Raw genomic sequence first — 18,656 nt, forward strand, 5'->3', positions numbered from 1 at the left:
CTCTTGCTGATCTAAAAAATCACAATCAAAAGGAGCGCGACAGTGATCGACACATTCAACAGAACCGGACCACTCATGGAAGCTGCAAGTTATCCCGCCTGGGCTCAGCAACTGATCCAGGATTGCAGCGAGAGCAAGCGCCGGGTTGTCGGACACGAACTGTATCAACGCATGCGAGATAACAAACTCAGCGCAAAAACCATGCGTCAGTACCTTATTGGTGGCTGGCCGGTGGTCGAACAGTTCGCTTTATACATGGCACAGAACCTGACCAAGACCCGTTTTGCGCGCCACCCTGGCGAAGACATGGCGCGTCGCTGGCTGATGCGCAACATTCGCGTCGAATTGAACCATGCCGATTACTGGGTGCATTGGAGCCGTGCTCACGGTGTCAGCCTGGAAGATCTGCAAGCCCAACATGTGGCCCCTGAGCTTCACGCCTTGAGCCACTGGTGCTGGCACACCAGTTCGTCGGATTCGCTGATCGTGGCCATCGCCGCCACCAACTACGCCATCGAAGGGGCGACGGGGGAGTGGTCGGCCCTGGTTTGCTCCAATGGTGTCTACGCGGCTGCGTTCCCCGAGGAAGATCGCAAGCGGGCCATGAAGTGGTTGAAGATGCACGCCCAGTATGACGATGCCCATCCATGGGAAGCGCTGGAAATCATCTGCACCCTGGCGGGCATGAACCCGAGCAAAGCGCTGCAAGTGGAATTGCGCCAGGCTGTCTGCAAAAGTTACGACTACATGTATCTGTTCCTGGAACGTTGCATGCAGTTGGAGCTGGCAGTGAAAACCCCGGTAGTCCGTGAGCGGATGGAGTTGGCTGAAAGCTGATCTGAAGACTACGCAACACAACTGTGGGAGCGAGCGTGTGGCGAGGGGGCTTGCCCCCGTTGGGGCGCGAAGCACCCCCTAAAACCAGTCACCGCGATCTTGAGTTTAGAAAGCGGTGACCGGTTTTACGACTGCTTCGCAGTCGAACGGGGGCAAGCCCCCTCGCCACACAGGCTCGCTCCCACATTGTTATTCGGTGTTGCCCGGACTCAGCCCGCCATCGCAAGGCGGTTACGCCCCTCACGCTTGGCCACATACAACGCACTGTCGGCCCGTCGCAACAAACTCTCGGCAGACTCGCCGGGTAGCAGTGTCGAGCAACCGATGCTCACCGTCAGCTCGATCATCTTGCCCTCGGCCTCGTAGTCCTGAGCCTGCGTCGCAAACCGCAGTCGTTCACCGATCATGGCCGCAGCTTCCCGACTGGTGTTGGAAAGCAGGATCAGGAATTCTTCGCCACCAAACCGGAACACCATGTCGACGTTGCGCAGCTGGTTTTTGATTGAGGTTGCGACGGCCTTCAGCACTTCGTCGCCGGCGCTGTGCCCGTAGGTATCGTTGATGTGTTTGAAGTGATCGATGTCCAGCATCAACAGCGACAGGGGTTGCGAGTGTCGCCGCGACATCTCGATTTCCCGTTGCAGTGTCTGATCCATAGCGATGCGGTTGCCGGTATCGGTCAGCGGATCACGCAATGCACTTTGGGTTGCCGCTCGGTAGAGCAGGGCGTTTCGCATGGGGAAGAGCAGGGTCGACAGCAGTGACTCCAGGTTGCCCTGTTCTTCTTCGCTGAAACGCTGATTGCGACGGAATACCAGCTCACCCAATTGCTCGCCTTCATGGCTGAGGCTGTAGCTGATTGAATGATGACCCCGTGCACCGAATTGCAGGCGCAAGTCGCTGGGCTGATGTTCGTAACTCAAGGCATCCAGCGGCACAATGCGCTGAATTTCACGGAAGAAAAGTCCGAGAATGCGTTGCGGCTCAAGACTGGTTTGCAGTTGCAGGCCCAGCGCTTGGCGCAACTGCGCAAGACTGACGGGCCGCTCCAGGAGGGGAGGCTGCTGACCAAAGCCCAGGCGTTGCAATTTGGCACTGTCGAAGTCAATTGCGTTGGTCTGGGAAGGTGATTTCATATGGCGTGAGCCCCTAAGCAGTAAGGCTGTCTTACAGGCTGGGTGAGAGCGGCTTTGGGCTGCGCGTCATACTGGTCCATCAGTCCCGTAGGACATTTGGCACGAGTTTAGTCCGCTTTGCCGAAGATTAGTAACCTCTCGGCCGAAGCTCCGCTTCTTCTGCTTTCACACGGCGTGTCTGAACAAAATTAGAGCGAAAGTCGTGCCATTCGGTTCAGTCGAATAAAAAGCTTTAAAAATCAAAATGCTGGAAGGTCATGCGAGAGGAGTTGCGGAGGGAGATGACATTTATTTGACTTGAAGCAGGGGTAGTTACCACCGAGTTTGAGTGCCGCGGCGGGAAGCCGTCGCGGCAGAAAAGCGACGCACGGGCGTTACTGAGCGTTGAACGCCTGACCATTGATGCCGGTACTGTCCGGACCCATCAGGTAGAGGTAGACCGGCATGATCTCCTCGGGTGTCGGGTTGTTCAGCGGGTTTTCACCGGGGTAGGCCTGAGCGCGCATGCTGGTGCGGGTAGCGCCGGGGTTGATGCTGTTGGAGCGCACCGGTGCGACTGTGTCTACTTCGTCGGCCAGGGTTTGCATCAGGCCTTCGGTCGCGAATTTGGAAACGCCGTACGCGCCCCAGTACGCACGACCCTTGCGACCGACGCTGCTGGAGGTGAATACCACCGAGGCGTCCTGAGACAGCTTGAGCAGAGGCAGCAGGGTGCTGGTGAGCATGAACATGGCGTTGACGTTGACGTGCATGACGCGCATGAAGTTCTCGCCGGACAACTGCTCGATCGGTGTACGCGGCCCGATGATCGAGGCGTTGTGCAGCAAGCCGTCGAGATGGCCGAACTCGGTCTCGATCATGGCTGCCAGTTCATCGTATTGATGAGGCAGTGCGGTTTCCAGATTGAACGGGATCACGGCGGGTTGTGGATGCCCGGCCGCTTCGATCTCGTCGTAGACCTGAGTCAGATTGGCTTCGGTCTTGCCCAGCAACAGCACGGTGGCGCCATGGGCGGCGTAGGTTTTTGCAGCGGCAGCACCGATGCCACGGCCAGCGCCGGTGACCAGGATGACCCGGTCCTTGAGCAATTCAGGGCGGGCGGAATAATCAAACATAAAAAACCTCACAAAAACAGAAGACAGATCGCGGCGCGGCCAATCGCGGGCAAGCCCGCTCCCACAGGATCCCGTTGTCGGGCAAAGAATGTGTGAACACTCTCGGTCCTTGTGGGAGCGGGCTTGCCCGCGAAGGCGTCATCATTCACGCCACATCCCCGGAGCTTGAAACCGGGTCTCAGCAGCTACAGAGGGCGCTATCCAGCACCTGGCGCAACTCCAGCGGATGATCGACCACCACATCCGCGCCCCAATGCCGCGGGTTATCGTCTGGATGAATATAGCCGTAGGTCACGGCAGCCGTTTTGGTGCCCGCATCGCGGCCGGACTCGATGTCCCGCAGGTCATCGCCCACAAACAGTACACTGGCCGGGTCCAGGTCGAGCATCTTGCACGCCAGGATCAACGGCTCCGGGTCCGGTTTGCTGTTCTTCACATGATCCGGGCAGATTAGCAGCGCCGAACGTTCAGCCAGCCCCAGTTGCTGCATGATCGGCTCGGCGAAGCGCAGCGGCTTGTTGGTGACCACGCCCCAGATCAGGTTGGCCTTCTCGATGTCGGCCAGCAATTCGCCCATGCCGTCGAAGAGCTTGCTGTGAACCGCGCAACCTTTGACATAGCGCTCCAGAAACTCCAGGCGCAGCTCCTCGAAACCCGGCGATTCCGGGTCCATGGAGAAGGTCACCGCGACCATCGCCTTGGCACCGCCGGAGATCTCGTCACGGATGTGTTTGTCGTTCATCGGCGGCAAACCACGATCAGCGCGCATCGCCTGGCAGATGGCGATGAAATCCGGCGCGGTGTCGAGCAGGGTGCCGTCCATGTCGAAAAGGACTGCTCTGATACGCATCGGCTTACTCCTCGCGCAGGGTCTGGATCATGTAATTGACGTCGACATCGGCCGCCAGTTTGTAGTGCTTGGTCAGCGGATTGTAGGTCAGGCCGATGATGTCCTTGACGGTCAGGCCGGCCATGCGGCTCCAGGCGCCAAGCTCCGAAGGGCGGATGAATTTCTTGAAGTCGTGGGTGCCGCGCGGCAGCAACTTCATGATGTATTCGGCGCCGACGATGGCGAACAGATAGGCCTTCGGGTTGCGGTTGATGGTGGAGAAGAACACCTGGCCGCCCGGTTTGACCATTTTGAAACAGGCGCGGATCACCGACGACGGATCTGGCACGTGTTCAAGCATTTCCAGGCATGTCACCACGTCGAACTGCTCGGGCATTTCTTCGGCCAGGGCTTCGGCGGTGATCTGCCGGTACTCGACGCTCACGCCGGATTCCAGCTGATGCAGTTGAGCGACCGCCAGGGGCGCTTCGCCCATGTCGATGCCCATCACGGTCGCGCCGCGCTGGGCCATGGCTTCGCTGAGGATGCCGCCGCCGCAACCGACGTCGAGGACTTTCTTGCCGGCCAGATGGACGCGCTCGTCGATCCAGTTGACCCGCAGCGGGTTGATGTCGTGCAGCGGTTTGAACTCGCTTTCGCGGTCCCACCAGCGATGGGCCAGGGCTTCGAATTTGGCGATTTCGGCGTAGTCGACGTTGCTCATGGTGTCAGTCCTCTAAAACTTGAAAAATCCTGTTGCCCCGGTTTTGGTCCAGGGTGCTTACAATTCGGTGCTTACGATTCGGTATGGCCGCTGATGCGCTGGCCCCAGGCCTTGGCAGTGGCACACAGTTGCGCCTCATCCAGGCGGGTCAGGCGGCGATCGTCGAGCAGTTGCTTGCCGGCGACCCAAAGGTGTTTAACGCAATCGCGGCCAGTGGCATAGATAAGCTGCGAAACCGGGTCGTAGACCGGTTGCTGTGCCAGGCCCGACAGGTCGAACGCAACGATGTCCGCCGCTTTGCCGACTTCCAGCGAACCCGTCTCAGCTTCGATTCCCAGTGCACGGGCGCCATTGAGCGTGGCCATGCGCAGGGCGCGATGGGCGTCCAGCGCCGTGGCGGAACCGGCGACGGCCTTGGCCAACAACGCAGCGGTGCGGGTTTCACCGAGCAGGTCGAGGTCATTATTGCTGGCCGAGCCATCGGTGCCGACCGCCACGTTGACCCCGGCCTGCCACAAGCGCTCGACCGGACAGAAACCGCTGGCCAGCTTCAGGTTCGACTCCGGGCAATGAATCACATTGGTGTTACTTTCTACCAGCAGCACCAGGTCTTCATCGCTGATCTGGGTCATGTGAACGGCCTGGAGGCGCGGCCCGAGCAGGCCCAGGCGACCGAGGCGGGCCAGCGGGCGTTCGCCGCATTGCTCGACCGACTGCTGCACTTCGAAAGCGGTTTCATGGACGTGCATGTGAATCGAGGCGTCCAGTTCTTCGGCGATCACCCGGATTTTTTCCAGGGTTTCGTCGCCCACGGTGTAGGGTGCATGGGGCCCAAAGGTGATTTTGATCCGCTCGTGATGCTTGAGATCGCCAAATAATTCAACGCCCTGACGAATGGCTTCATCCGCCGTGGCGGCGCCTGGAATCGGGAAATCGAGGATCGGAATGGCGATCTGGGCGCGAATGCCGCTGTTATGTACGCGTTCGCTGGCGACCTTCGGGAAGAAATACATGTCGGAGAAACAGGTGATGCCGCCTTTGATCTGCTCGGCAATGGCCAAATCAGTGCCATCACGTACGAAAGCCTCGTCGACCCACTTGGCTTCGGCCGGCCAGATGTGGTTTTCCAGCCAGGTCATCAGCGGCAGATCGTCGGCCAGCCCACGGAACAGCGTCATTGCCGCATGCCCGTGGGCGTTGATCAGCCCAGGGGCGAGCAACATGTCCGGCAATTCGCGGACTTCGGTTGCGTTAAACTTCAAGGCTGCTGCGCGCGGGCCGATAAATACGATACGACCGTCGCGGATGCCCAGGGCATGCTCTTTAAGGACCACGCCAGCCGGTTCGACGGGTACCAGCCAGGTCGGCAGCAATAACAGGTCGAGCGCAGCGGTGGGGGTCGGCATCGAAAGTCGGTTCCAGTGCTTTTGTAAAGGATGGCGAAGTATACCCGAGCGTCTTCGCGGGGGGATCGCTATAATCGGCGGCTTTTGTTCATGAGTGCGGGGTAAGTGGATGCGCGATCGACTGTTGGCTGCGGAGAAGGTGAAGGCCATCGATTGGCGTGATGGCGCCCTGTATCTGCTGGATCAGCGTATTTTGCCGTTCGAGGAAACCTGGATCGCCTACACCAGCGCTGCGGGTGTGGCTGAGGCCATTCGCTCGATGGTGGTGCGCGGCGCCCCAGCCATTGGTATCAGTGCCGCTTATGGCGTAGTGCTGGCGGCCCGCACTCGCTTTGCCGAAGGCGGCGACTGGCAGGCGGCGCTGGAAGAGGATTTCGCGCTGCTCGCCGATTCTCGTCCAACCGCGGTCAACCTGTTCTGGGCTCTGGGTCGCATGCGCGAACGGCTTGAACGCTTGAAGGAGCACGCCGATCCGCTGGCGGTGCTGGAAGCTGAAGCCATCGCCATCCATGAAAGCGATCGCGAAGCCAACCTGACCATGGCCCAATTGGGCGTCGACCTGATTCGCAAACATCAGGGTAATGCCCAGGCGATCCTCACGCACTGCAACACTGGCGCGCTGGCCACCGGCGGCTTCGGCACGGCGCTGGGGGTGATTCGCGGGGCTTTCATCGAGGGCATGGTCGAACGCGTTTACGCTGATGAAACCCGGCCATGGCTGCAAGGTTCACGATTGACCGCATGGGAATTGGCCAATGAAGGCATTCCCGTGACCCTCAATGCCGATTCCGCCGCTGCGCATATCATGAAAACCAAGGGTGTGACCTGGGTGATCGTCGGCGCTGACCGCATCACCGCCAATGGCGATGTGGCGAACAAGATCGGCACCTACCAACTGGCGGTCAACGCCATGCACCACGGCGTGCGTTTCATGGTGGTGGCGCCGAGTTCGACCATCGACATGAACCTGGCCAGCGGTGACGAGATCCCCATCGAAGAGCGCGACGGCCGCGAATTGCTGGAAGTCGGCGGCAAGCGGGTAGGGGCGGATGTCGATGCGTTCAACCCGGTGTTCGACGTGACGCCTGCGGATTTGATCGATGCGATTGTGACCGAAAAAGGCATCGTCGAACGGCCGGATACGGCGAAAATGGCGCAGTTGATGTGCCGCAAGCGGTTGCATTAAAGATATCTGGCGCCTGATCAATCGCCATCGCGGGCAAGCCCGCTCCCACAGGTTTTGTGAGCGCTGCAAAACTCTGTGGGAGCGGGCTTGCCCGCGATTAGGCCCTGAATGTCAATGAAACAAGCCGAATCTGCCCTGAATTCTCCATTCAACACGGCTCTAAGCCCCTCTCGTCCCTTTCAAGCCTGTCACCGGTCAACTAACTATGCTCCATGCGCATCTGGGGGATAGGTGCGTGGCGGCTCTTGTGATAACATCCGGCGGTTTCCAGGGTAGCCTGATGTGGCTGCCTTTACTGCGCAGATCCATGGCATAACTCGTTGATTTGTCGTAAGTCGGTGCATGGCACTCAGTCTGCATCGGCGAGCTTCGTTCGTCCCATATGGATGTGACGAAGTTTCACCAGAAAAAGGAATCAGGCTTCTCATGGGCGAACTGGCCAAAGAAATCCTCCCGGTCAATATCGAAGACGAGCTGAAGCAGTCCTACCTCGACTACGCGATGAGCGTAATTGTCGGGCGGGCACTGCCGGATGCGCGCGATGGCTTGAAGCCCGTGCACCGGCGTGTGCTGTTCGCGATGAGCGAGCTGGGCAACGACTTCAACAAGCCGTACAAGAAATCTGCCCGTGTTGTCGGTGACGTGATCGGTAAGTATCACCCTCACGGTGATACCGCGGTGTACGACACCATCGTTCGGATGGCGCAGCCATTCTCGCTGCGTTACCTGTTGGTAGACGGTCAGGGCAACTTCGGTTCGGTGGACGGCGACAACGCCGCGGCCATGCGATACACCGAAGTGCGCATGACCAAGCTGGCGCACGAGCTGCTGGCTGACCTGCACAAAGAAACCGTGGACTGGGTGCCGAACTACGACGGCACCGAAATGATCCCGGCGGTCATGCCGACCCGTATTCCCAACCTGCTGGTCAACGGCTCCAGCGGTATCGCGGTGGGCATGGCGACCAACATCCCGCCGCACAACCTCGGTGAAGTCATCGACGGTTGCCTGGCACTCATCGACAACCCGGAACTGACCGTCGATGAGCTGATGCAATACATCCCCGGTCCGGACTTCCCGACCGCCGCGATCATCAACGGTCGCGCCGGCATCATTGAAGCCTACCGCACCGGTCGCGGGCGCATTTACATGCGTGCCCGCTCGATGATCGAAGACATCGACAAGGTCGGTGGTCGTCAGCAGATCGTCATCACCGAACTCCCTTACCAGCTGAACAAGGCCCGTCTGATCGAGAAGATCGCCGAGCTGGTAAAAGAGAAGAAGCTCGAAGGCATCACCGAGCTGCGCGACGAGTCCGACAAGGACGGTATGCGCGTCGTGATCGAATTGCGTCGCGGTGAAGTGCCTGAGGTGATCCTCAACAACCTCTACGCCCAGACCCAGCTGCAAGCGGTGTTCGGTATCAACATCGTCGCGCTGATCGACGGCCGTCCGCGGATCCTGAACCTCAAGGACCTGCTGGAAGCGTTCGTTCGTCACCGTCGCGAAGTGGTTACCCGTCGTACCGTGTTCGAACTGCGCAAAGCACGTGAGCGTGGCCACATTCTGGAAGGTCAAGCGGTTGCCCTGTCGAACATCGACCCGGTCATCGCCCTGATCAAGGCTTCGCCAACGCCGTCGGAAGCCAAGGAAGCGCTGATCAAGACTGCGTGGGAATCTTCCGCTGTAGTTGCGATGGTTGAGCGTGCCGGTGCCGATTCGTGCCGTCCAGAGACCCTGGACCCGCAATACGGTCTGCGCGAGGGCAAGTACTTCCTGTCGCCAGAGCAGGCACAAGCCATTCTGGAATTGCGTCTGCACCGTCTGACCGGTCTGGAACACGAAAAGCTGCTGGCCGAGTATCAAGAGATCCTCAACCAGATCGGCGAGCTGATCCGCATCCTCAGCAGCGCCACGCGCCTGATGGAAGTGATCCGCGAAGAACTGGAAGTGATCCGCGCCGAATACGGCGACGTGCGTCGCACCGAGATTCTCGATGCCCGTCTCGACCTGACCCTGGGTGACATGATCCCGGAAGAAGAGCGCGTCGTGACCATTTCCCACGGTGGCTACGCCAAGACCCAGCCATTGGCTGCGTATCAGGCTCAGCGTCGTGGCGGTAAAGGCAAATCGGCTACCGGTGTCAAGGATGAGGACTACATCGCTCACCTGCTGGTCGCCAACAGCCACACCACGCTGCTGCTGTTCTCCAGCAAAGGCAAAGTGTACTGGCTGAAAACCTACGAAATTCCGGAAGCGTCCCGCGCTGCCCGTGGTCGTCCGCTGGTCAACCTGCTGCCGCTGGACAGTGATGAATACATCACCACCATGCTGCCGGTCGAGGAATACACCGAAGGTCACTTCATCTTCATGGCCACTGCTAAAGGCACCGTGAAGAAGACCCCGCTGGAATCCTTCAGCCGTCAACGCAGCGTCGGTCTGATCGCGCTGGAGCTGGACGAAGGTGACGTACTGATCTCTGCTGCCATCACCGATGGCGAGCGCGAAGTCATGCTGTTCTCCGACGGTGGCAAGGTGACTCGCTTCAAGGAAACCGATGTCCGCGCCATGGGCCGTACCGCTCGCGGTGTCCGCGGCATGCGTCTGCCGGAAGGCCAGAAGCTGATTTCCATGCTGATCCCGGAAGAAGGCAGCCAGATCCTCACCGCTTCGGCGCGTGGTTTCGGCAAGCGCACCGCGATCACCGAGTTCCCTGAGTACAAGCGTGGCGGTCAGGGCGTTATCGCCATGGTCAGCAACGAGCGTAACGGCCGTCTGGTCGGCGCAGTCCAGGTGCTCGACGGCGAGGAAATCATGCTGATTTCCGACCAGGGTACTTTGGTTCGTACCCGTGTCGACGAAGTGTCCAGCCTGGGTCGTAATACCCAGGGAGTGACCCTGATCAAGCTGGCCAGCGATGAAACGCTGGTGGGCCTGGAGCGGGTTCAAGAGCCGTCGGAAGTCGAAGGCGAAGAGCTGGAAGGCGAAGGGCTCGAAGGTGAAGAGGGTGCAGTGTTCGACGGTGAGGTCGTGATCGACGACGTTGCCGAAGACCAGCAACTCGACGCCGCCGCTGACGAAGAGCCGCAAGAGTAAGCGGGCAAGCAGGGGGCGGATGAAGATTCGCCCCCTTGTTGTTTGTCCCTCAGGAACTATGGAATTGTTTTTAATGTAGGACTGTAAACCTGTAGGAGCTGTCGAGCGGAGCGAGGCTGCGATCTTTTCGTTCTGCCCACCAAGGCAAGAGCGACAGCAAGATCAAGAAATCGCAGCCTCGCTCCGCTCGACAGCTCCTACAGATCCACCTACAGATTCACAGATTTATTGCGTGATACCACCAAATCAGAGCGAGATTGGATGTGAGCAAGAGAGCCTATAACTTCTGTGCCGGTCCTGCGGCGCTTCCCGAAGCTGTCCTGAAGCGCGCCCAGGGTGAACTCCTTGATTGGCACGGCAAGGGCCTGTCGGTCATGGAAATGAGCCATCGCAGCGATGAGTTCGTGTCCATTGCCACCAAGGCCGAGCAGGATCTGCGTGATCTGCTGAATATCCCCTCGAACTATAAAGTGCTGTTTCTGCAAGGTGGCGCGAGCCAGCAATTTGCTCAGATTCCTCTGAACCTGTTGCCGGAAAGCGGCACCGCCGACTATATCGACACCGGTATCTGGTCGCAGAAAGCTATCGAAGAAGCCTCGCGCTACGGCCACGTCAACGTTGCCGCCACCGCCAAGCCTTACGACTATTTTGCTATCCCCGGTCAGAACGAGTGGAGCCTGTCGAAAGACGCGGCCTACGTTCACTACGCACCGAACGAAACCATTGGCGGCCTGGAATTCCAATGGATTCCGGAAACCGGTGATGTGCCGCTGGTTGCCGACATGTCCTCGGACATTCTCTCGCGTCCGGTGGATGTTTCGCGCTTCGGCATGATCTACGCCGGCGCCCAGAAAAACATCGGCCCGAGCGGCGTCGTCGTGAACATCGTTCGCGAAGACCTGCTGGGTCACGCCCGTTCCATTTGCCCGACCATGCTCAACTACAAGGTCGCGGCCGATAACGGCTCGATGTACAACACCCCGCCAACCCTGGCCTGGTACTTGTCCGGTCTGGTGTTCGAGTGGCTGAAAGAGCAGGGTGGTGTCGAAGCCATCGGCAAGCTCAATGAAGTGAAGCAGCGCACGCTGTACGACTTCATCGACGCCAGCGGCTTGTACAGCAACCCGATCAACAAGTCGGACCGCTCGTGGATGAACGTGCCGTTCCGTCTGGCCGACGATCGTCTCGACAAGCCGTTCCTGGCTGGCGCCGACGAACGCGGCCTGCTGAACCTCAAGGGCCACCGTTCCGTGGGCGGCATGCGTGCCTCCATCTATAACGCCGTCGATATCGTTGCAGTCAATGCACTGGTTTCGTACATGGCAGAGTTCGAGAAGGAACACGGTTAATGTCTGAGCAAGAACTCAAGGCACTGCGCCTGCGCATTGATGCTCTGGACGAAAAAGTCCTGGAGCTGATCAGTGAGCGCGCACGTTGCGCCCAGGAAGTTGCGCGAGTAAAGATGGCCTCGCTGGCCGAAGGCGAAGTGCCGGTGTTCTATCGTCCTGAGCGTGAAGCTCAGGTGCTCAAGCGTGTGATGGAGCGTAACCAGGGGCCGCTGGGCAACGAAGAGATGGCGCGGCTGTTCCGCGAAATCATGTCCTCGTGCCTGGCCCTCGAGCAGCCGCTGAAAGTGGCTTACCTTGGCCCTGAAGGTACATTCACCCAAGCTGCGGCCATGAAGCACTTCGGTCATGCGGTGATCAGCAAGCCGATGGCAGCGATCGACGAAGTGTTCCGTGAAGTCGCGGCCGGTGCGGTGAACTTTGGCGTGGTCCCGGTGGAAAACTCCACCGAGGGCGCGGTCAACCACACCCTCGACAGCTTCCTCGAACACGACATGGTGATCTGTGGCGAAGTCGAGTTGCGTATTCACCATCACCTGTTGGTCGGTGAAAACACCAAGACCGACAGCATCAGCCGCATCTATTCCCACGCCCAGTCCCTGGCCCAGTGCCGCAAGTGGCTGGACGCCCATTACCCGAATGTCGAGCGCGTGGCGGTTTCGAGCAACGCCGAAGCGGCCAAGCGGGTCAAGGGTGAGTGGAACTCGGCGGCGATCGCCGGCGACATGGCCGCTGGTCTGTACGGGTTGACTCGACTGGCCGAAAAAATCGAGGATCGTCCGGACAACTCCACGCGATTCCTGATGATCGGCAGCCAGGAAGTGCCGCCGACCGGCGACGACAAGACCTCGATCATCGTTTCCATGAGCAACAAACCCGGCGCGCTCCACGAGCTGCTGGTGCCGTTCCACGACAACGGCATCGACCTGACGCGCATCGAGACCCGTCCGTCGCGCAGCGGTAAATGGACCTACGTGTTCTTCATCGACTTCGTCGGCCACCACCGCGACCCGCTGGTCAAAGGTGTACTGGAAAAGATCAGTCAGGAAGCAGTAGCACTCAAAGTGCTGGGTTCCTACCCGAAAGCAGTTCTCTAAGGGCGGTAGCAAATGAGTGGCAACTTCCTCGCTCTGGCACAGCCGGGCGTGCAACAACTTTCGCCTTACGTTCCGGGCAAGCCCGTGGACGAACTGGCCCGTGAGCTGAACCTCGATCCGGCCAATATCGTCAAACTGGCGAGCAACGAAAACCCGTTGGGCGCCAGCCCCAAGGCGCTGGCCGCGATTCGCGAAGCGCTGACCGAGCTGACCCGCTATCCGGACGGCAACGGTTTTGCACTCAAGACCCTGCTGGCCGATCAGTGTCGCGTCGAGCTGAACCAGGTGACGTTGGGCAACGGCTCCAACGACATTCTGGAGCTGGTGGCGCGTGCTTATCTGGCGCCAGGCCTGAACGCGGTGTTCAGCGCGCATGCGTTTGCGGTCTATCCGATCGTCACCCAGGCCGTCGGTGCCCAGGCAAAAGTGATCCCGGCCAAAGACTGGGGTCATGATCTGTCGGCCATGCTGGCCGCAATCGATGCCGATACTCGCGTGGTGTTCATCGCCAACCCGAACAACCCGACCGGGACCTGGTTCGACGCCGAAGCGCTGGATGATTTCCTGCAGGACGTACCGGCCCATGTGCTGGTGGTGCTGGACGAGGCCTACATCGAATACGCCGAAGGCAGCGACTTGCCCGACGGCCTGGAGTATCTGGCGGCCTATCCGAATCTGCTGGTCTCGCGCACCTTCTCCAAGGCCTATGGTCTGGCGTCGCTGCGGGTTGGTTACGGCTTGTCCTCGGCCATCGTCGCCGATGTACTGAATCGCGTGCGTCAGCCATTCAACGTCAACAGCCTCGCGCTGGCTGCCGCTTGTGCCGCGTTGCAAGACTTCGAGTACCTGGCCGAAAGCCGTCGCCTGAACGAGTCCGGCATGCAGCAGCTGCAAGCGGGTTTCCGCGAGCTGGGTCTGAGCTGGATTCCATCCAAAGGCAACTTCATCTGTGTCGATCTGGGGCGCGTTGCGGCTCCAGTGTTCGAGGGGTTGCTGCGCGAAGGCGTGATCGTGCGTCCGGTGGCCAACTACGGCATGCCGAACCACCTGCGTATCACCATCGGTTTGCCGGCTGAAAACAGCCGCTTCCTCGAGGCGCTGACCAAGGTTATGGCTCGTGGTTGACGTCACTGCACTGCAATCTGCTCAACCTATGATCGGTCGCCTGGTGGTGGTCGGCCTGGGGTTGATCGGCGGTTCGTTTGCCAAAGGCTTGCGTGAAAGCGGTCTGTGCCGCGAAGTGGTCGGGGTCGATCTCGACCCACAGTCGCGCAAGCTGGCGGTCGAGTTGGGCGTGGTGGATCGCTGCGAAGAAGACCTGGCGGCAGCTTGCCAGGGCGCTGACGTGATTCAGCTGGCGGTGCCGATCCTGGCCATGGAGAAGTTGCTGGCCAAGTTGGCGGGCATGGATCTGGGGCAAGCGATTCTGACCGACGTCGGTAGCGCCAAGGGCAATGTGGTGCGCGCGGCGACCGAAGCGTTTGGCGGCATGCCGGCGCGTTTCGTGCCGGGGCATCCGATTGCCGGATCCGAGCAGAGCGGGGTGGAAGCCTCCAATGCCGAACTGTTCCGCCGCCATAAAGTGATTCTGACGCCGCTGGATCAGACCGATCCGGCCGCGTTGGCGGTGGTCGACCGGTTGTGGCGCGAATTGGGTGCCGACGTCGAGCACATGCAGGTCGAGCGTCACGACGAAGTGTTGGCGGCGACCAGCCATTTGCCGCACTTGCTGGCATTCGGTTTGGTCGATTCGTTGGCCAAACGCAATGAAAATCTTGAGATCTTCCGTTACGCTGCGGGCGGTTTCCGCGATTTCACAAGAATCGCCGGTAGCGACCCGGTCATGTGGCACGACATCTTCCTCGCCAACCGCGAAGCTGTCTTGCGCACACTCGATACATTTCGCAGCGACCTCGACGCCTTGCGCGACGCGGTCGATGCAGGGGATGGGCACCAATTGTTGGGCGTGTTCACTCGCGCCCGGGTTGCCCGCGAGCATTTCAGTAAAATCCTGGCCCGCCGGGCCTATGTGGACGCTATGAATTCCAACGATCTGATTTTCCTGGCACAACCTGGTGGCCGCCTGACTGGGCGGATTCGTGTACCGGGCGACAAATCGATTTCCCACCGTTCGATCATGCTCGGTTCCCTGGCCGAAGGCGTCACCGAAGTGGAAGGTTTCCTCGAGGGCGAAGACGCTCTGGCGACCCTGCAAGCTTTCCGCGACATGGGTGTCGTCATCGAAGGTCCGCACCACGGTCGCGTGACCATCCACGGCGTCGGTCTGCATGGCCTGAAGCCTGCGCCGGGCCCGATCTATCTGGGCAACTCCGGTACCTCGATGCGTCTGCTGTCTGGCCTTTTGGCTGCGCAGAGCTTCGATAGCACCCTGACCGGCGACGCTTCTCTGTCCAAGCGTCCGATGAATCGCGTGGCCAATCCGCTGCGCGAAATGGGCGCCGTGATCGAGACCGCTGCTGAAGGTCGTCCACCGATGACCATTCGTGGCGGCAACAAGCTCAAGGGCCTGACTTACACCATGCCAATGGCCAGCGCCCAGGTTAAATCCTGCCTGTTGCTGGCGGGTCTATATGCCGAAGGCAAGACCACCGTCACCGAGCCGGCACCGACTCGCGACCACACCGAGCGCATGCTGCGCGGCTTCGGCTACCCGGTGACCGTCAACGGCGCGACTGCCTCGGTCGAGTCCGGCCACAAGTTGACCGCGACCCACATTGAAGTGCCGGGCGATATCTCGTCCTCGGCATTCTTCCTGGTGGCAGCGTCGATTGCCGAAGGTTCGGAGCTGGTGCTTGAACACGTCGGCATCAACCCGACCCGTACCGGCGTGATCGACATCCTACGCCTGATGGGCGCTGACATCACCCTGGAAAACCAGCGTGAAGTTGGCGGCGAACCGGTAGCGGATCTGCGCGTGCGGGCAGCTAAACTCAAAGGTATCGAGATCCCTGAGGCGCTGGTTCCACTGGCTATCGACGAGTTCCCGGTGCTGTTCGTGGCTGCTGCATGTGCCGAAGGGCGCACCGTGCTGCGTGGCGCCGAAGAGCTGCGCGTGAAGGAGTCGGACCGGATCCAGGTGATGGCGGATGGTCTGCTGGCGCTGGGCGTCAAGTGCGAGCCAACCCCGGACGGTCTCATCATCGACGGCGGCCAGATCGGCGGCGGCGAAGTGCACGGTCACGGCGATCACCGGATTGCCATGGCCTTCAGCGTGGCTTCTTTGCGCGCTAGCGCACCGATCCGCATCCATGATTGCGCCAACGTCGCGACCTCGTTCCCGAACTTCCTCGCGCTGTGCGCGCAGGTCGGTATCCGCGTTGCACAAGAGGCTCAGTCGTGAAAATCATCGCACCGGTCATCACCATTGATGGGCCAAGCGGCTCTGGCAAAGGTACTGTCGCCGGGATGCTGGCCAAGCGTCTGGGCTGGAACTTGCTGGATTCCGGTGCGCTGTATCGATTGCTGGCGTTCGCGGCGTATAACCATGGCGTCGATCTGACGAATGAAGAGCTGCTGAAAAAACTTGCCGCTCATCTGGATGTGCAATTCATCGCAGCGACCGACGGTCAGCTGCAGCGCATTATTCTGGAAGGCGACGAAGTCAGCGATATCATTCGCACCGAAAGTATCGGCTCGGGCGCCTCGCAGGTCGCTGCGTTGCCCGCCGTTCGTGAGGCGCTGCTTCAGCGCCAGCGGGCCTTTCAGGAATCACCGGGTCTGGTGGCCGATGGCCGCGACATGGGCACGGTGGTATTTCCCGACGCACCGTTGAAGATTTTCCTGACCGCCAGTGCCGAGGAGCGTGCGCGACGTCGATACTTGCAGTTGAAGGGAAAAGTCGATGGTGTTAGTCTGTCGAGTCTGCTAGATGAGATACGTGCGCGCGATGAGCGTGACACCCAGCGAGCGGTAGCCCCGCTCAAACCGGCGGCTGACGCCATACAGCTGGATTCCACGGAATTATCCATCGATCAGGTGCTGGAACGCATCATGAGTGAAATCGCCATTCGCGATATTGCCGGGTGACCAAGAAACGACCCAGGGGACCAGTCATAGTCCTGTGCCGTTTCTTTAAATGAACGTAACCCACATCGTCTGGGATGTGGAGATGGGCGTATCCTTCGCCCTTATTCAACAGGAATTAAAATGAGCGAAAGCTTTGCGGAACTCTTTGAAGAAAGCCTAAAAACCCTGAACCTTCAGGCAGGCTCCATCATCACCGGTGTTATCGTTGATATCGATTACCAAGCTCGCTGGGTAACCGTTCACGCTGGCCTGAAGTCTGAAGCACTCATCCCGCTTGAGCAGTTCTACAACGATGCTGGCGAACTGACTATCAACGTCGGTGACGAAGTTCACGTTGCTCTGGACTCGGTTGAAGACGGCTTTGGTGAAACCAAGCTGTCCCGTGAAAAAGCCAAGCGCGCTGAATGCTGGATTGTTCTGGAAGCAGCCTTCGCAGCCGAAGAAGTGGTCAAGGGCGTTATCAACGGTAAGGTTAAAGGCGGCTTCACTGTCGACGTTAACGGCATCCGTGCGTTCCTGCCAGGTTCTCTGGTTGACGTCCGTCCAGTGCGCGACACCACGCACCTGGAAGGCAAAGAGCTGGAATTCAAGGTCATCAAACTCGACCAGAAACGCAACAACGTTGTCGTTTCCCGTCGCAGCGTCCTCGAAGCCGAGAACTCCGCCGAGCGTGAAGCTCTGCTGGAATCCCTGCAGGAAGGCCAACAAGTCAAAGGTATCGTCAAGAACCTCACCGATTACGGCGCATTCGTCGATCTGGGTGGCGTCGATGGCCTGCTGCACATTACCGACATGGCTTGGAAGCGTATCAAGCATCCTTCCGAAATCGTCAATGTTGGCGACGAGATCGATGTCAAGGTTCTGAAGTACGATCGCGAACGCAATCGTGTTTCCCTGGGCCTCAAGCAACTGGGCGAAGATCCATGGGTTGCTATCAAAGCCCGTTACCCAGAAAGCACTCGCGTTACCGCTCGTGTAACCAACCTGACCGACTACGGCTGCTTCGCTGAGCTGGAAGAAGGCGTTGAAGGCCTGGTACACGTTTCCGAAATGGACTGGACCAACAAGAACATCCACCCTTCGAAAGTCGTACAAGTCGGCGACGAAGTGGAAGTTATGGTTCTGGACATCGACGAAGAGCGTCGTCGTATCTCCCTCGGCATCAAGCAGTGCAAATCTAACCCATGGGAAGATTTCTCTGGCCAGTTCAACAAGGGCGATAAAATCTCCGGCACCATCAAGTCGATCACCGATTTCGGTATCTTCATTGGTCTGGACGGCGGCATCGACGGTCTGGTTCACCTGTCCGACATCTCCTGGAACGAAGTGGGCGAAGAAGCCGTTCGCCGCTTCAAGAAGGGCGACGAGCTGGACACCGTTATCCTGTCGGTTGACCCAGAGCGCGAGCGCATCTCCCTGGGTATCAAGCAACTGGAAAGCGATCCGTTCTCCGAGTACGTTCAAGAGAACGACAAAGGCGCCATCGTTAAAGGCATCGTGAAAGAAGTTGACGCTAAAGGCGCCATCATCACTCTGGCCGACGATATCGAAGCGACTCTGAAAGCCTCCGAAATCAGCCGTGACCGCGTTGAAGACGCGCGCAACGTTCTGAAAGAAGGCGAAGAAGTAGAAGCCAAGATCATCAGCGTTGACCGCAAGAGCCGCGTAATCCAGCTCTCGATCAAGTCGAAAGACGTTGAAGACGAGAAAGAAGCCATCCAAAGCTTGAAAGACAAGCCTTCGGATAGCATCGCTGCTGGTCCTACCACTCTGGGCGACCTGTTGCGTGCACAAATGGAAAAACAGAACTAAGTTCTGTCAGACCATAGAAAAAGGG

General features: G+C 59.3%; 14 protein-coding genes. 9 read left to right on the forward strand and 5 right to left on the reverse strand.

The features are described from left to right. The first annotated feature begins 75 nt into the window (after window positions 1–75). Complete coding sequence (locus KGB18_RS08780) at window positions 76–837, forward strand: TenA family transcriptional regulator (protein WP_201060665.1); 762 nt, start codon at window positions 76–78, stop codon at window positions 835–837. Between the two features lie 209 nt (window positions 838–1,046). Here the strand turns inward: KGB18_RS08780 and KGB18_RS08785 are convergent, their stop codons facing one another. The 5 genes from KGB18_RS08785 to KGB18_RS08805 form a co-directional block, all read right to left on the reverse strand. After that, window positions 1,047–1,973: a GGDEF domain-containing protein gene (locus KGB18_RS08785; RefSeq protein ID WP_123723135.1), complete on the reverse strand. Its 927-nt coding sequence runs from the start codon at window positions 1,971–1,973 to the stop codon at window positions 1,047–1,049. Between the two features lie 374 nt (window positions 1,974–2,347). Then, the gene (locus KGB18_RS08790) at window positions 2,348–3,088 is read right to left on the reverse strand and encodes a YciK family oxidoreductase (RefSeq protein ID WP_007899713.1); all 741 of its coding nucleotides are present in this window, start codon (window positions 3,086–3,088) and stop codon (window positions 2,348–2,350) included. 178 nt (window positions 3,089–3,266) lie between these two features. Then, window positions 3,267–3,938, reverse strand: coding sequence for an N-acetylmuramic acid 6-phosphate phosphatase MupP (gene mupP, locus KGB18_RS08795; RefSeq protein WP_123723136.1), 672 nt, complete (start codon window positions 3,936–3,938; stop codon window positions 3,267–3,269). A 4-nt stretch (window positions 3,939–3,942) separates the two neighbouring features. Then, window positions 3,943–4,641, reverse strand: coding sequence for a bifunctional 2-polyprenyl-6-hydroxyphenol methylase/3-demethylubiquinol 3-O-methyltransferase UbiG (gene ubiG, locus KGB18_RS08800; RefSeq protein ID WP_007899720.1), 699 nt, complete (start codon window positions 4,639–4,641; stop codon window positions 3,943–3,945). Window positions 4,642–4,712: 71 nt separating this feature from the next. Next, window positions 4,713–6,047 (reverse strand): TRZ/ATZ family hydrolase, encoded by a 1,335-nt coding sequence (locus KGB18_RS08805; protein WP_123723137.1) that lies wholly within the window; start codon window positions 6,045–6,047, stop codon window positions 4,713–4,715. Between the two features lie 109 nt (window positions 6,048–6,156). Here KGB18_RS08805 and mtnA point away from each other — a divergent pair, with 109 nt between their 5' ends. The 8 genes from mtnA (at window position 6,157) to rpsA (ending at window position 18,631) form a co-directional block, all read left to right on the forward strand. Continuing rightward, complete coding sequence (gene mtnA, locus KGB18_RS08810; protein WP_123723138.1) at window positions 6,157–7,233, forward strand: S-methyl-5-thioribose-1-phosphate isomerase; 1,077 nt, start codon at window positions 6,157–6,159, stop codon at window positions 7,231–7,233. Between the two features lie 426 nt (window positions 7,234–7,659). Continuing rightward, window positions 7,660–10,329: a DNA gyrase subunit A gene (gyrA, locus tag KGB18_RS08815; protein ID WP_123723139.1), complete on the forward strand. Its 2,670-nt coding sequence runs from the start codon at window positions 7,660–7,662 to the stop codon at window positions 10,327–10,329. Between the two features lie 263 nt (window positions 10,330–10,592). Beyond that, window positions 10,593–11,678, forward strand: a complete 1,086-nt coding sequence (gene serC, locus KGB18_RS08820) for a 3-phosphoserine/phosphohydroxythreonine transaminase (RefSeq protein WP_038982158.1) — start codon at window positions 10,593–10,595, stop codon at window positions 11,676–11,678. Then, entirely contained in the window at window positions 11,678–12,772 is a 1,095-nt protein-coding gene (gene pheA / locus KGB18_RS08825) for a prephenate dehydratase (RefSeq protein ID WP_007899727.1), read from the forward strand. Before serC ends, pheA begins: the two co-directional genes overlap by 1 nt. A 12-nt stretch (window positions 12,773–12,784) precedes the next feature. After that, the gene (gene hisC, locus KGB18_RS08830) at window positions 12,785–13,897 is read left to right on the forward strand and encodes a histidinol-phosphate transaminase (protein WP_123723140.1); all 1,113 of its coding nucleotides are present in this window, start codon (window positions 12,785–12,787) and stop codon (window positions 13,895–13,897) included. A gap of 28 nt (window positions 13,898–13,925) precedes the next feature. After that, window positions 13,926–16,133, forward strand: coding sequence for a bifunctional prephenate dehydrogenase/3-phosphoshikimate 1-carboxyvinyltransferase (locus KGB18_RS08835; protein ID WP_261984325.1), 2,208 nt, complete (start codon window positions 13,926–13,928; stop codon window positions 16,131–16,133). Next, window positions 16,130–16,819, forward strand: a complete 690-nt coding sequence (gene cmk, locus KGB18_RS08840) for a (d)CMP kinase (RefSeq protein WP_123723142.1) — start codon at window positions 16,130–16,132, stop codon at window positions 16,817–16,819. Before KGB18_RS08835 ends, cmk begins: the two co-directional genes overlap by 4 nt. A gap of 120 nt (window positions 16,820–16,939) precedes the next feature. Next, window positions 16,940–18,631 (forward strand): 30S ribosomal protein S1, encoded by a 1,692-nt coding sequence (gene rpsA, locus KGB18_RS08845; RefSeq protein ID WP_008005961.1) that lies wholly within the window; start codon window positions 16,940–16,942, stop codon window positions 18,629–18,631. Window positions 18,632–18,656 lie beyond the last annotated feature (25 nt).

It is taken from the genome of Pseudomonas sp. BF-R-26 (assembly GCF_019947395.1).
In the GTDB taxonomy this organism is placed as follows: Bacteria; Pseudomonadota; Gammaproteobacteria; order Pseudomonadales; family Pseudomonadaceae; genus Aquipseudomonas; species Aquipseudomonas farris.

Coding starts and splice junctions, on each gene's coding strand:
- mtnA (WP_123723138.1), top strand. CDS start 6,157: ATGCGCGATCGACTGTTGGCTGCGGAGAAGGTGAAGGCCATCGATTGG.
- mupP (WP_123723136.1), bottom strand. CDS start 3,938: ATGCGTATCAGAGCAGTCCTTTTCGACATGGACGGCACCCTGCTCGAC.
- KGB18_RS08805 (WP_123723137.1), bottom strand. CDS start 6,047: ATGCCGACCCCCACCGCTGCGCTCGACCTGTTATTGCTGCCGACCTGG.
- KGB18_RS08835 (WP_261984325.1), top strand. CDS start 13,926: ATGATCGGTCGCCTGGTGGTGGTCGGCCTGGGGTTGATCGGCGGTTCG.
- KGB18_RS08785 (WP_123723135.1), bottom strand. CDS start 1,973: ATGAAATCACCTTCCCAGACCAACGCAATTGACTTCGACAGTGCCAAA.
- rpsA (WP_008005961.1), top strand. CDS start 16,940: ATGAGCGAAAGCTTTGCGGAACTCTTTGAAGAAAGCCTAAAAACCCTG.
- KGB18_RS08790 (WP_007899713.1), bottom strand. CDS start 3,088: ATGTTTGATTATTCCGCCCGCCCTGAATTGCTCAAGGACCGGGTCATC.
- hisC (WP_123723140.1), top strand. CDS start 12,785: ATGAGTGGCAACTTCCTCGCTCTGGCACAGCCGGGCGTGCAACAACTT.
- pheA (WP_007899727.1), top strand. CDS start 11,678: ATGTCTGAGCAAGAACTCAAGGCACTGCGCCTGCGCATTGATGCTCTG.
- KGB18_RS08780 (WP_201060665.1), top strand. CDS start 76: ATGGAAGCTGCAAGTTATCCCGCCTGGGCTCAGCAACTGATCCAGGAT.
- ubiG (WP_007899720.1), bottom strand. CDS start 4,641: ATGAGCAACGTCGACTACGCCGAAATCGCCAAATTCGAAGCCCTGGCC.
- gyrA (WP_123723139.1), top strand. CDS start 7,660: ATGGGCGAACTGGCCAAAGAAATCCTCCCGGTCAATATCGAAGACGAG.